We start from the raw sequence: 13,498 nt of genomic DNA on the forward strand, positions 1-13,498 counted from the left end.
GACGGCCATGCGGTCGCACGGCATACTGCATTCCATAATAACCCGTACGGCGAGCCCGCCGCGATAGGAGTCCAAAGAGCATGGCAGACGCAGAGAGCAACCTCATTCCCTCCGAAGCAGCCGACCAGGTCGAGGTCGCGCTCGAGGCGCAGGCCGCGGCCGATGACGGCATTCTGTACCTCAACGAGTATCAGTACGAAAACGACCTCGTCACCGACTTTGCGCGCCTGGTCGCCTCGCCCAGGCGCCGTGGCTCCCTGTACGTCGCCGCCGTGATTGCCGCGCTCATCGGCATCGGCATGCTGGTGGCCGGCGGCAGCTGGATCAAGTTCGGCGTCGTGCTGATCGTGTTCGGCGCCTTTTTGGCCTGGTGGAGCAAGAACCTGCACCACACGCTCGCCCGCGACTTTATCGACGCCGTCGAGGCCGACGAGTCCATGGGTGGCCGCTATCGCCGCGTCGCCGCCAACGAGGACGGCCTGATGGTTTGGGGCAAGAGCGGCAAGTCGCAGTTCTTCCCGTTTGACAAGCTCGACCACGTACTCGACGGCGAGCGCATCTTTGTGGCCATGTTCGCCGACCAGGGCGTGACGATCCCCAAGGACACCTTCGTCCGTGGCGATGCCGAGCAGTTCGGTCCCTTCCTCAAGGCCCGCATCAACAAAAAACTCCGCATCGAGACCAAGAAGAAGAAAATGAAGGCCGAGAAGGCCGCCGCCGAGGCCAAGCAGGGCGACAAGCCCCAGGAGACCAAGGGCAAGCAGCGCAAGCAGAAGAAGAACAAGAAGAAGCACTAAGGCCAAGCCAGACAGGCAGCCTCACGTCCCGTTATCCTCGCCATCCGCCCGAGCGTGCTACACTAGCAGCATCTATGCCACCGCGAACGGCTCGGCTCCGCGCCCGCCACTCGCAAACGAACTTTAAACGCACGAGGGTTGGCCATGCCGCTTTTCTCGCAACATACCGCCCGGTTCTCGCCGGACGTTCCTTTGGAGGGCACCAGCTCTCGCGAGCTGCTCAAGCGGTACCAGCCGCTCGAGACACTTGCGACCGGCGGTTTTGGCTCCATCGAGATTTGCCGCGACACGCACCTGCGCCGCCGCGTCGCCATTAAGCGCATCCCCCTTATCAACGGCGCCGGCATGCCCGCCAGCGACATCATGGATGTCCTGCGCGAGGCGCACACTGCCGCCATGCTTCAACATCCCAATATCGTGCAGGTCATCGACTTTACGCATGACACCGCCTATGCCTACCTGGTCATGGAGTATGTCGACGGTATGTCGCTGGCCGAGTTTTTGCATCGCGTGGACGGCCACTCGCTCACCTTTGACGAGGCCGCGGCCATTGCCGATGCCCTGGGCCAGGCGCTCACCTTCGCCCATAGCAATGGCGTACTCCACCTGGACATTAAGCCCGCCAACGTGCTCATCGACCACTCGGGCAATGTAAAGCTCACCGACTTTGGCATGGCGCGACTGTCGTCCGCCGGTGGCTTTGGCGGCTCGCGCGGCGGCACCATCGGCTACATGCCGCCCGAGCAGCTCGATATCGAGACCGGCACGGTCGACGAACGCGCCGATGTCTTTGCCCTTGCCTGCGTTATCTATGAGGGCTTGTGCGGCAGCGCTCCCTTTATGGCGGCCACGCCCGCCGACTCGCTCGACCGCATCATCGGCGGCGCCACCTATCCCAGCGAGCTGATACCACACTTTCCCCCGGGAGCCGAGGCCGCGCTCATGAGCGCGCTCTCCCCCATGCCGCAGGACCGCCCCAACAGCATCGAGGCATTTTGCGACCAACTCCTTGCCGGTCTGGGCAGCGTGCGCGAGGGCCGTCGCAGTCTGGAGCAAATGGTTGGCGAGCTTTCGGATGACGAGCAGGAGCTCGACGATATCGAGCCGTCGTACTACGAGGACGACGCCATCGAGGTCGACCCCGCGCTCGGCTGGGCGGGCACGCGCTGGAGCCATGCGCGCGACTACACCATGCACGCTATCTCGGCGCTAACGTGCGGCGCCTTTAGCTTTTTGCTGATGCAAACGGCCGGGGTCGCGGCGCTTCCCGGCCTAGTCATTGCGGCTATCGCGATCGGAGCGGCGGCTGGCCTGGCCCCCCAGATCGGCTCGGCCATCTCGGCTGTGGGCTTTTTGGTGCTCATGGCCAACGCCACCATGCAGGCGCAGGGCATCCTGTCGATGTTGCCCGTCGCGGTGATCTTTGCCGCTGCCATGTCCGGTTGGTGGATCGCCTGGGGTCGCACCGAGGCTGCCGCGAGCGCCGCGCTCACCTGTGCACTCGCGCTTGGCTGTCTGACTGGCAATACCTTCCTGGCAGCTGGGGTCGCCGCCGGCGTCGCGTCATTTTGGCTCGGCCCGGCAAGCGCCGCCGCGGCAACGGGCATGGGCGTGCTTTTTGCCCGTCTGGCGACGGTCGCGCTTTCAGCCGGAGGCGTGCTGGGGCTCGGTAACGTTGCCGCAGCGCTGGAAGACCCGCTCCTTTGGGCTGCCTTTGTGCTGGTCGCGACAACTGCCGCAGCGTCATCTGCACTGCTCAATGCCCATGCCAAGCGTGCCGACCAGGGCTCAAACCTTGCCGCAATCGCCGCCATCGCCGTCACCGGCATCGGCTGCGCAGCGGCATCCTGTCTTGCACACCATATGGAAATTGCCAGCCTTGCAGCCGCGGTCGCCGCCAAGGCGGCAGTTGCGGGAACCCTATCCTCTATAATCGTTGGGATATGCCTATATTTGCTCGGATACCAAAGAACCTATACGGAGAGTGATCTTTCGTGAACTTCCTGAACATCTTCGAGGACCACGTGGCCGGCATCTTCGGTGCCACCCGTGCCCCGTTCTCCTTTAAGAAGCTTGCCAAGCAGGCCGCTCGCGACATGGAGGATCAGACTCTGGTGATCAACGGCGTCAACACGGCGCCGGCACTCTATACCATCCTGATCGCCGCCGACGACGATCCCATGCTCGCCCCGTTCTACCCCGAGCTTTCGCGCGAGGTCCGCGAGTTTGTTAAAGCGCAGGCCGAAAAGCGCCGCTATGTCTTTGTCGGCGAGCCCCTCGTGCGCTTTATGATCGATCCGCAGCTGCGCGCCGGCAAGTTCTCGGTCTTTGCCGAGAACGTCGATGCCCCCACGCTCGGCCGCCTGTACGAAGAAGAGCGCGCCTATCAAAACGGCCTGGGCCAGAACAACTCCGCGGCAAGCCGTGCCGCCAGCGCCCCGCGCGCCGGCCAGCAGCAGTTTGCTGCCCCGCAGCAGCAGCGCCCCGCTGCCATGCCCCAGCAGCAGCCGACGCCTCGCACCGCCGCTCCCGACCCGCTTGCCGTGGCAGACCCCTTCGCGCCTAGCGTCCCCGACCCCGCCGCCGCACCCATCCCGGTGCCGCAGACCGTCTCGCGCGACTCGCTTGCCGGCATGGGCGGAGCCGCCGCGACCGGTGCCGCCGTGGGCCTAGGCGCCGCAGCCGGCATCGCCTCCAACATGGCGAGCACTCGCACACCGCAGCGCCCGCTCGCCCAGCTCGTCGACGTCGTGAGCGGCGAGAGCCATAGCATCACCTCCGCACAGGTGACTATCGGTCGCGAGCGCTCAGTTTCCGACATTGCCCTGCGCGACCCCAACGTGTCGCGCCGCCACGCCCAGCTCACCTTTACGGGCTCGGATTGGTCGATCGAGGACCTCAATTCCACCAACGGCACGCTCGTCAACAACCGCCGCATTACGCGCTGCCCGCTGCGCAACGGCGATCTGCTGACGTTTGGCCTGAGCACCTTTGAATTTAGGGGATAGTCGCTTATGAACATCGATATCGTCCTTTTTGCAGGCCGCATCGTCCTGGTCGCCCTGCTCTATATCTTCCTGTTCGCCGTCATGAAGACCGGCGTGGGACTTGTGCGCGGACAGCGCCGCGACTCGGCTATCTGGACGATCGATGTGGACAAGGGCCCGCGCGGCATCCGTGGCATCCACGTAGACATGCTCGGCCCCGTCATCGTCGGTCGCTCGCCATCTTCGGACATCTGCATCAACGAACCGTTCGTCTCGGCCTCGCATGCGCGCTTTTCGCTGCAGGGCCCGGCGCTCATCATCGAGGACCTCAACTCGCTTAACGGCACGCTCGTCAACGGCCGCCAGCTCGTGGAGCCCGCGACGCTGCGTGAGGGCGACGAAGTCCAGATTGGCGACGTGGTCATGAAGGTGAACCGTCGATGATCGACGAGGAGAACAAGTCCGCAACTATGACCGAGGCACCGGCCGCCGCCACAGCTGCGCCGGCCCACGCCGCTCCGGCGGGCTCCGCACCCGTGGAGCCCGAGGACACCGTGTTCTCCCTGCCTCTTTCGCATGTAACGCATGATATTTCGGATCTCGCCGATAACGAGGACGAAGAGGATGCCGTAGCGGCGCCCATCGGCGCACATGCTGCGGAACAGCCCACAGCGCCCGAAGCAACCCCGGCGCCGGCTCACTTTGCAGAGCCCGTCGCCGCGGCAATCAACGAGAGCGCTGCGGTGTTTGCGGCACCCGAGCCCGCCGCGCCGGCGTTTCCCATAGCCCCGGCATCCGAGGTTGCGTCCGCGTCTACGCCGACGCCCGAGCCTATAGACGTCAGCCCGCAAGACGATGAGTCGACCGCCCGCGTGTCCGAGGAGTCCGACTCCCCGGACACCGGCGATTCCGAATCAAACGCCGAGACCGACACCGTCTCTCCCGGTGACACAGCCGAAATCGATGTTGCCGCCGTTGAGGCCAAGCTCAAAGACCCCGGCTCGACCATGAGCTTTGAGCCCCTGACCGAGGAGCGCATCGAGACCGACTCGACCTATGATGCCGGCACCACCACGCAACTCATGTGGGGCGCCCGCTCCGACGTTGGCTGTGTGCGCCCGCACAATGAGGATTCCTACCTGGTGCAGTCGCCGCTCTTTTGCGTATGCGACGGCATGGGTGGTCACGCCGCCGGCGAGGTGGCCTCTTCTATCGCTGTCGAGACCATCGCCAAGACAGCTCCTCAGTCTGCCGACGCCGCACGCCTGGCGGCAGCCGTCGAGGCCGCCAACGCCGCCGTAATCGAGGCTGCCCTGAACGGCCTAGGCAAGCCCGGCATGGGCTGCACAGCCACTTGCGCCTATATCGAAAACGACACGCTCGCCATCGCCCACGTGGGTGACTCTCGCGCCTACCTGCTCCACGAGGGCACGCTCATCCGCGTGACCCGCGACCACTCCTACGTGGAGGAGCTCGTGGACGCCGGCGAGATCACGGCAGATGAGGCTCGCGTCCACCCCAACCGTTCGGTCATCACCCGCGCGCTGGGCTCGGACCCCGCCATGTATGCCGACCACTTCACTCTGCATATCGAGGAAGGCGACCGCCTGATCCTGTGCTCCGACGGCCTTTCGAGCATGATTCCCGATAGCGATATCGAGAACATCGCCACGCAGTCCTCAACCGCGCAAATCTGCGTCGACAACCTAGTGGACGCGGCGCTTGCCGCCGGCGGCCACGACAACGTGACCGTAGTAGTCGTTGACCTGGTTGACGATGGCGTTATGCGCGAGGCGCAGCGCGTGCGTCGCCGCAACATTACTATCGCCGCCATCCTGGCCCTCGTCTTTGTGCTGGCAGCTGGCATCTGGGCCTACACGGGTGTCACCGGCTCGTACTACCTGGGTACCTACCAGGGCAATGTCGCCGTCTGGCGCGGCCTGCCCGGCAAGCCGCTCGGACTCAAGCTCCACTGGCTCGAAAGCGAAACCAGCATTAAGCTGTCCGACCTGCCCGAAGACACGCAAAACCGCCTCAAGGCGGGCATTCCGCAAACAAGTGTCGACGATGCGCAGGACACGATATCCAAGTACCGCCACCAGATCGATGAAGAGCAGACCCGCCAGGTGATCGACGCGCAAACGATTCGCGACAACACCAATCAGGGATCGACCTCCGAATCAGATTCCGAGAAAACCGCCGAACAGTCCGCCGAGGCCGAAGCCTCCGATAAGAATTAGAAAGGGAGTGCCGCTTATGAGTCGCCGCAACACCGAGCTGCTCTTGCTCATCGCCTCGGCGTTCCCCGTCATCCTGCTGTATGCGATGTACGTGCTCACCGCGGGCGCTGCCATCTCCTTTGAGACGCTCGCCGTACCGATCGGCCTCTTTGCCGCCTTTGCTGCGGCCCACATTGCCGTGCGCATCTTGGCGCCCGGTGCCGACCCCGCCATCCTGCCCATTGTCTTTGTGCTTTCGGGCATCGGTATCACGTTCGTGACGCGTCTCGCACCCGCTCTCGCGATCTCACAGCTCATCATCCTGTTTGTCTCGGTGGCCCTGATGGTGGGAACGCTCGCGTTGGTTAAGAACCTCGACGTAGTCATGCGCTACAAGTACACCTTTGGCATTATCGGCATCATTCTGCTGATGCTGCCTATCTTTATCGGCACCACGATCTCGGGCTCCAAGCTGTGGATTCGCATCGCGGGCTTTACCATCCAGCCCGGCGAGTTCGCCAAAGTCTTTATCGTGCTGTTCCTGGCCGGGTACCTGGCCGAGAACCGCGAACTGCTCTCCATCTCCAACCGCAAGATCCTGGGCTTTAAGATCCCTCGCCTGCGACTGCTGCTGCCGCTGTTTGCCGTGTGGGGTGTGTGCCTGCTCGTCGTCGTCTTCGAACGCGACCTGGGTTCGGCCGTGCTGTTCTACACCATCTTCTTGCTGATGCTCTACGTTGCCACGGGGCGCTTTTCGTATGTCGTTATCGGCCTTGCGCTCTTAGCCGTTGGAGCCGTGGGCGCCTACAAGTTCCTGTCGCACGTTCAGGTGCGTTTCCAGGTTTGGGTCGATCCGTTTAAGGACGCCCAGGGCCAGGGCTACCAGATCGTCCAGTCGCTCTTCTCGCTTGCCGATGGCGGTCTGGTCGGTGTTGGCATCGGCAACGGCATGGCCAACAACATCCCTGTCGTCGAGTCCGACTTTATCTTCTCTGCCATCGGCGAGGAGATGGGCCTTTTGGGCGGCGGCGCCGTGCTCATCCTGTTTATGCTCTTTGCCGTGCGTGGCCTCACCACGGCTGCCCGCGCTAAATCCGACCTCGCCGCCTTTAGCGCCACGGGCCTTACGGCCGCCATCAGCTTCCAGGCCTTCTTGATCGTGGGCGGCGTTACCCGCCTGATCCCGCTGACCGGCGTCACCCTGCCCTTTATGAGCCAGGGCGGTTCCTCACTGCTGGCAAGCTTTATCATCGTCGCGCTCCTGCTGCGCGCCGGTGACGAAGCGACCGGACGCGAGGCCGAGCTTACTGGCACCGGCACCATGACCGCCATCACCGATGATCAGGTCGCATCCGCCGCCGCCCCGACGGGCACGCGCTTTGCCACCTCGTCTTCCTACGGCAGCGGCAGCCATTCCGTCGGCTCGCGCATGCGCCGTCGCCTGCTCGACACGCCTGAATCCGGTGTGCTCGGCCGCGTTGCGCTCGCCAACCGTCTAACCCGTGCGGTGCTCGCCTTTACGGCGCTGTTCGCCATCCTTATCGGCAACCTCACCTATGTCCAGGTCATCAAGGCCAAGGACTATCAGGATATGCCGACCAACAACCACACTATCGCCCGCTCCAAGTACATCCAGCGCGGTTCTATCATCACGTCCGACGGCGTGACGCTGGCCGAGTCGCTGCAGCAGGAGGACGGCACCTACGTACGCTCCTACCCCAACGGCAACCTGGCAGCGCACGTGGTTGGCTACGTGAGCCAGCAGTATGGCACCACCGCCATCGAGAGCGTCATGAACGACACGCTCACCGGCTCTAAGGATTACTCCAGCTGGAACAACGCCATCGCGTCGCTCGCGGGCCAGACCCAGCCGGGCAACACCGCCAAGCTCACCATCGACTCGCGTATCCAGACGGCGGCCGAGCAGGCGCTCAAGGGCTTTAAGGGCGCTGTAGTGGTCATCGACCCGCGTACCGGTGCGGTGCTCGCATGCGCCAGCTCGCCCACCTATGACAACACCAACATCGACGCCCTGCTGCAGGCGGGCGGCGGCGAGGACGGCTCCATGTACAATCGCGCCATGGACGCGCTGTACACGCCGGGCTCCACGTTTAAGGTCGTTACGCTTTCCGCGGCACTCGAGACCGGCACCGCCAGCCTTACCAGCACCTACCAGGCGCCCGGCTCCATGGACATCGGCAACGCGCCGGTCACCAACTATGCCAACGAGAGCTACGGCACCATCAGCCTGCAGCAGGCCTTTGCCGTGTCTTCCAACGTCGTCTTTGGCCAGGTGGCAAACGAAGTTGGCGCAAACACGCTCGTGCAGTTTGCCAACGCCTTTGGCTACGGCCAAAAGCTCGGCCAGGACCTGACCTCCGCGGCTTCCATCATGGCCGACCCGTCGCTCATGACCGAGTGGGAGACCGCCTGGGCCGGCGCCGGCCAGCCTGTCGGCATGGACCACACGCCCGGGCCGCAGACCACCGTCATGCAAAACGCCGTGATTGCCGCCGCCATCGCTAACAGTGGCGTGGTCATGGACCCGTACTTTGTAGCCCAGGTACTCGCCCCGGACGGAACTGTGGTCAAGACCACGCAGTCCCGCTCGCTGGGTCAGGCCGTCAGCTCCGCCACGGCCGACCAGGTCAAGCAGGCCATGCTCGCCGTCGTCCAGTCCGGTACCGGCACCGATGCCCAGGTCCCCGGCGTCAAGGTCGCCGGCAAGACCGGCTCGGCCGAGACCGGCGGCACCAACGTCAACTCGATGTTCGTTGGCTTTGCACCTTATGATTCACCCACGGTCGCCATCTCGGTGGCCTTGGAGGATTACGACAAACACGACGTCAAGGCGGCCAAGATTGCCGGCATCGTCCTGACCGCGGCGCTCGCCGCACAGGGAGCGTGATGCCCATGATCGAATCGGACACCCGAGGCGCGCCGCGGCCGAAGAGTTAGCGGCAACGCGCCACACGGCCCCAGCGGCCACATCGTAGGTACTACACACATCGTTGAGCGAATAGTTATGTTAGGAGCAGGAATGGAACAGAGGGTCCTCGGGGGAAGATACCTCCTCAAGGATAAGGTGGGGACAGGCGGTATGGCGACCGTCTACCGTGCACAGGACCAGGTCCTTGACCGCACGGTGGCCGTCAAGATCATGCTGCCGCAGTATGCCGGCGACGCCACCTTCGCCGCACGCTTTAAGCAGGAGGCCCAGGCAGCAGCCGGCCTCTCCTCCCCCTATATCGTAGGCGTCTACGATTGGGGCAAGGACGGCGACACCTATTACATCGTCATGGAGTACCTGCGCGGCACCGACCTTAAGAGCGGCATCAAGAGCCACGGCGCCCTCGACCCCAAGAAGGTCGCCCAGATCGGCTCGCAGATCAGCTCCGCGCTTTCGGTCGCCCACAAGCACGAGATCATCCACCGCGACATTAAGCCGCAAAACATCATGGTGCTGCCCGACGGTAACATCAAGGTGATGGACTTTGGCATCGCGCGCGCCAAGAACAGCCACCTCACGCAAGACAACAACGTGCTGGGGACCGCCCACTACGTCAGCCCCGAGCAGACCCGTGGTCAGGACCTCGGCCCCACCTCGGATATCTACTCGCTGGGCGTCGTGATGTACGAGTGCGCCACCGGCCGCGTTCCCTTTGACGGTGACGACGCCATCTCGGTCGCACTCAAGCAGGTCAACGAGCTGCCTATTCCGCCGAGCCAGATCAACTCCGGTGTCGACGCCGACCTTGAGCGCATCATCCTCAAGTGCATGGAGAAGGACCCGGCAAACCGCTTCCAGACCGCCGACGAGCTGCGTCAGGTGCTCAACAGCTACCTGTCGGGCCGTGCCGTAAACATCTCGGAGCCCACACGCATCATCGGTGCCCCCGGTGAACTGGGCGCCACCAAGACTCGCGAGCTTTCCGATCAGACGCGCGCCATGGTGCGTCCCGTCTCGGGCGTGAGCGGCCAGAATACCGCCCGTAGCTCGGTTTCGGGCTCCACCGGCTCCTACGAGGTCGAAAAGCCCAAATCCAACAAGAACAAGATCATCGCCGCCGTGGTGGCGGCCGTTGCCGTCATCGGTATCGTGGTGGCCTTTGCCACAGGACTCTTTGGCGGCGAGCAGGTCACCGTGCCCGATGTGCTGGGCAAGGACCAGCAGACTGCCGTCGAGCAGATCAAGGAAGCCGGCCTCGAGGTCGGCACCATCGACCAAAGCTACAACGACGATATCGACGAGGGCAAGGTCGCCGAGCAGACGCCCAACGGCAAAACCAAGAAGGCCAAGGGCACCAAGGTGAACCTGGTAATCTCCAAGGGCCCCAAGCCCTCCGAGAAGGTTGAGGTTCCCCGGCTTGTCGGCCTGACCAAGGACCAGGCAGAAGCCGCGCTGGCAAGCGTTGGCCTGAAGGGCAACGCCTCCGAGGAGGCCAACGAGGCCGATGAGGGCCAGGTCTTTGAGCAGGGCACCGAACCCGGTAAGGAAGTCGAGAAGGGCACGACCATCTCGTACAAGGTCTCCAGCGGTCCTGACACCACCTCCGTCCCCGATCTGACCGACATGACCGAGGCTCAGGCGCGCAACGCCCTCGATATGGCAGGCTTTGGCGTCGACGTGAGCTACCAGGAGAACGATTCGGTTACCGAGGGCACCGTGATTAGCTGGAACCCCAGCGGCAAGCAGAAGCCCGGCGCCACGATTACCGTCGTCATTGCCAAGAAGTCCGGCAAGGCCTCCGTCCCGGGCAACCTATACGGCAAGAGCATTTCCGCCGCCGTTACCGCGCTCAACAACGCCGGTTTCTATAACATTGGCTTCTGTGACCAGAACGGCAATCCCGTGAGCGGTAACGAGGATGCCACCGTTACGGGCGTCTCCCCCACCGGCAAGCAGTCCACCGACAGCACGATTACGCTGACGGTTGCACTTTCTGGCTCGGGTTCGGGTTCGGGCTCGGGCTCGGGCACGGGCGGCGATTCCGGTACGACCAACTAGTCATCAAGACGTTGCCCACAGCGGCTGCTGACGTAAATACATTCGCTCAATTGCGCCCGTTTGCTCCCCCTGCAAACGGGCGCTTTCTTCATCTGAAGTAGCGAAAACCACGGCATACCTTTAAACCAGAAGAGCCCGGCACCGTGGTGGTACCGGGCTCGGCAAATCTCTGGTGCCCCCGGGCGGATTCGAACCGTCGGCACCCGCTTTAGGAGATATGATTTAATGCTACCCCCTGTCATTCATCAAGCAACATTGAACAACATATAACCGCAGATAAAAAGACCAATTTGCTTGCGTCCTTCTGCTGGGCCTTTCATGAAAATAGGGACACCGAGCGCAACGCGTTGCGCTCGGTGTCCCAAGGCTGTTGCAATGAGAATGAGAATCAAGGCTTCGATAGCAGGATGACAACGCGGGCATAATTTGATTTTTGAAATATGGACGAATTCCTCGTCAGGAGGGTAAAATGATGCCGACGGCAGCCCAAGTTGTAGAGAGCTGGGCAGAGCCGTTGCTTAATGAAGTTGGGTCATCGTCTTAGCGACGGTGGCCTTTCTTTTTGGGCTTCGAACCCTGCTTGAGTGCCTTGGAAAGGCCGACAAGGGCCGTGAGGAGCGAGACCATAGCGGTCAGGAGCTTCACGAGCTCGGTGAAATCGGTCATGGGCATCACCTCCCATCGAATGGAGGGCTCTGCCCGGCACGAGGGCTGCCGACAGCGAGGATGATTTTATCAGAGTGGTTGGCCCTCTCCGATCAATCCACGCTCCTCACCCTCGCGAAGAGTGCGAGCATGGCAGAATCGGCACTAAACGGCAGTGCGTTAGGGCACCGACGACGAGCTTTCAAAAACTAGCAAGGCGTGTCGCCGTTGCGGTACCGGGCTCGACAAGCCTCTGGTGCCCCCGGGCGAATTCGACCCCCCCCGCGGGAAATTGGTGACGCGGGCGCCGGCGGCCCGAATTGGCCGAGCGCGACATGGCCTGCAGGGGACAGACCAAGCGCTTGGAGAGCGCCCGCGTACGCGTCGCGGTTGCCCGCCGGATCGAGGAGGTCGGACACATGCGCGACTACCCCGACCGAATGGGCGAACTTGAGCGGCGGCTCAGGAGGGATGGCATCGAGCTCGCGAGGTCGAAGGGCGGAGCCTCCAGTATCGCTCCCGCCGAAGGCGGGCAAGATGATTCCGTGCAACGGAATCATCTTGCTTGCATGGGGCGAGCCGGTTGGCCAGGCAATGCGAGCCCAGGCAGATGTGCGCCGGTTGAGCCGACGCCGAGAAGACGCGATCGATGGGGAGCGTCGCACGACGGCGCTCGGCGGCCCGGCGCGAGAGGCCCCGCCCGGCGACTACGGCGGAGCGATGGCGACTACTGGAAGCCATCGAGCGAAGCCGTTCGGCGAACGGGGCCGGTGTGAGCGGAGGCGGACGAAACGCGACCCTGGGGAGCGTTGCCAGGGAACCGTAGCGAGAGCGGCGCCATGCGTCGCGGGGCCCCGCCCATAAGCGGGACCCATCAGCCGCGAGGCCAATTGTTTTGGCGGCCCTACGATGGAAGCCGGTCTAGAAGTCTATCGTCCCTGCAACGTCCTCGACTTTCTTCCGATAGGCTGACCGAGCAGCCTCTTCGCGAGCTTGGCGCTTCCGTTCCTTCTCAAGATATTCGGTCTCAAGTTTGTTGGCCTCTTCCACGCACAAGACGAGGGTGTCACGGTGATAGTCCCTAGCTTCTTCGATGGTGGTCCCATTAAGGATTATTTCGTCGCCGACGACCGATGCGATATGGGGCCTATGCATGGTGGTAAATCTTGGCGGCAAGTCCCAGGACTTCAAGAAGAGCTCGCACCACAGAGAGCTGGGGCGTCTCGACAATCGGAACGGCACTTCGTACAGGGCACTTCCCCTCGTTCCGTCGTTCCTCGGTTCTCCCACCTCATCGACCACAATACCGATGATTCTGATGGGCTCAGAGCCCTCGCCCTCTTCTTCGCGTTTTTTCGAAGTCGTCTGAGCGATGCGGCGCTTGGGCACAACCGACGGCTTCTTCTTGACCCCATAAAGGGTCGCAAGCAAATCGTTATAGCCACGAGACTCGACCCCATCGCCCAAGTCGACCGCCAATTTCCCCTTGAGGAAGGTCGGGAGGCTTTCCTCAACGCCCCCTTCCTTTATTACCGGGATAAACTTCCTCTCATTATGCCCAGAGAACAGTTCTCCGCTGATGATATGGCCCTCGTATCCAACCCCACCGATTCTCGCATCGGCCTTCTGCTTATATGCTGGGGTGCAGACGATAAGAACATAGTCCGACGACCTGACCGACTGCTCCATGAACTGCGGCAACCTGTCACCCAGTTCGAGATCATATTGGTCCAGGACTGCATCGATCCCGTCCGACAGAAGGCGGTTGGCCAGCGCCTTTACCCATTCGCGGTGTTCTTCGCTTTCCCATGCGTAGGATATGAAAACCTTAGTCAACATGAC

9 protein-coding genes are annotated in these 13,498 nt (G+C 62.9%); 7 read left to right on the plus strand and 2 right to left on the minus strand.

Going from position 1 to position 13,498, the window contains the following annotated elements; all coding sequences use genetic code 11:
- Positions 1–80 precede the first annotated feature (80 nt).
- The 7 genes from DW211_RS00880 to pknB all read left to right on the plus strand — a co-directional run bounded on the left by DW211_RS00880 (position 81) and on the right by pknB (position 11,011).
- Positions 81–797: a hypothetical protein gene (locus DW211_RS00880; protein ID WP_118258671.1), complete on the plus strand. Its 717-nt coding sequence runs from the start codon at positions 81–83 to the stop codon at positions 795–797.
- A gap of 144 nt (positions 798–941) precedes the next feature.
- Positions 942–2,795 (plus strand): serine/threonine-protein kinase, encoded by a 1,854-nt coding sequence (locus DW211_RS00885; RefSeq protein ID WP_117655891.1) that lies wholly within the window; start codon positions 942–944, stop codon positions 2,793–2,795.
- Positions 2,792–3,805, plus strand: a complete 1,014-nt coding sequence (locus DW211_RS00890; RefSeq protein WP_118258673.1) for an FhaA domain-containing protein — start codon at positions 2,792–2,794, stop codon at positions 3,803–3,805. The genes DW211_RS00885 and DW211_RS00890 overlap by 4 nt, the downstream gene beginning before the upstream one ends.
- Positions 3,806–3,811: 6 nt before the next feature.
- Positions 3,812–4,228, plus strand: coding sequence for an FHA domain-containing protein (locus DW211_RS00895; RefSeq protein ID WP_006235180.1), 417 nt, complete (start codon positions 3,812–3,814; stop codon positions 4,226–4,228).
- Complete coding sequence (locus DW211_RS00900; RefSeq protein ID WP_118258675.1) at positions 4,225–6,024, plus strand: Stp1/IreP family PP2C-type Ser/Thr phosphatase; 1,800 nt, start codon at positions 4,225–4,227, stop codon at positions 6,022–6,024. The genes DW211_RS00895 and DW211_RS00900 overlap by 4 nt, the downstream gene beginning before the upstream one ends.
- Before the next feature lie 16 nt (positions 6,025–6,040).
- Positions 6,041–8,911, plus strand: a complete 2,871-nt coding sequence (locus DW211_RS00905) for an FtsW/RodA/SpoVE family cell cycle protein (RefSeq protein ID WP_117797273.1) — start codon at positions 6,041–6,043, stop codon at positions 8,909–8,911.
- A gap of 132 nt (positions 8,912–9,043) precedes the next feature.
- Positions 9,044–11,011: a Stk1 family PASTA domain-containing Ser/Thr kinase gene (gene pknB, locus DW211_RS00910; RefSeq protein WP_118258677.1), complete on the plus strand. Its 1,968-nt coding sequence runs from the start codon at positions 9,044–9,046 to the stop codon at positions 11,009–11,011.
- A gap of 540 nt (positions 11,012–11,551) precedes the next feature.
- Here the strand turns inward: pknB and DW211_RS10355 are convergent.
- Both DW211_RS10355 and DW211_RS00915 read right to left on the minus strand, forming a co-directional pair.
- Positions 11,552–11,677: a hypothetical protein gene (locus DW211_RS10355; RefSeq protein WP_255413117.1), complete on the minus strand. Its 126-nt coding sequence runs from the start codon at positions 11,675–11,677 to the stop codon at positions 11,552–11,554.
- 900 nt (positions 11,678–12,577) lie between these two features.
- Positions 12,578–13,495, minus strand: a complete 918-nt coding sequence (locus tag DW211_RS00915) for a toll/interleukin-1 receptor domain-containing protein (protein WP_118258913.1) — start codon at positions 13,493–13,495, stop codon at positions 12,578–12,580.
- Positions 13,496–13,498: the final 3 nt, after the last annotated feature.

This window comes from Collinsella sp. AM18-10, assembly GCF_003471585.1.
Classification (GTDB): Bacteria; Actinomycetota; Coriobacteriia; order Coriobacteriales; family Coriobacteriaceae; genus Collinsella.

Bases quoted from the DNA above. Each gene is read 5' to 3' on its own strand.
- DW211_RS00880 (WP_118258671.1), top strand. From the start codon at position 81: ATGGCAGACGCAGAGAGCAACCTCATTCCCTCCGAAGCAGCCGACCAG.
- DW211_RS00885 (WP_117655891.1), top strand. From the start codon at position 942: ATGCCGCTTTTCTCGCAACATACCGCCCGGTTCTCGCCGGACGTTCCT.
- DW211_RS00895 (WP_006235180.1), top strand. From the start codon at position 3,812: ATGAACATCGATATCGTCCTTTTTGCAGGCCGCATCGTCCTGGTCGCC.
- DW211_RS00900 (WP_118258675.1), top strand. From the start codon at position 4,225: ATGATCGACGAGGAGAACAAGTCCGCAACTATGACCGAGGCACCGGCC.
- DW211_RS00905 (WP_117797273.1), top strand. From the start codon at position 6,041: ATGAGTCGCCGCAACACCGAGCTGCTCTTGCTCATCGCCTCGGCGTTC.
- pknB (WP_118258677.1), top strand. From the start codon at position 9,044: ATGGAACAGAGGGTCCTCGGGGGAAGATACCTCCTCAAGGATAAGGTG.
- DW211_RS10355 (WP_255413117.1), bottom strand. From the start codon at position 11,677: ATGACCGATTTCACCGAGCTCGTGAAGCTCCTGACCGCTATGGTCTCG.
- DW211_RS00915 (WP_118258913.1), bottom strand. From the start codon at position 13,495: ATGTTGACTAAGGTTTTCATATCCTACGCATGGGAAAGCGAAGAACAC.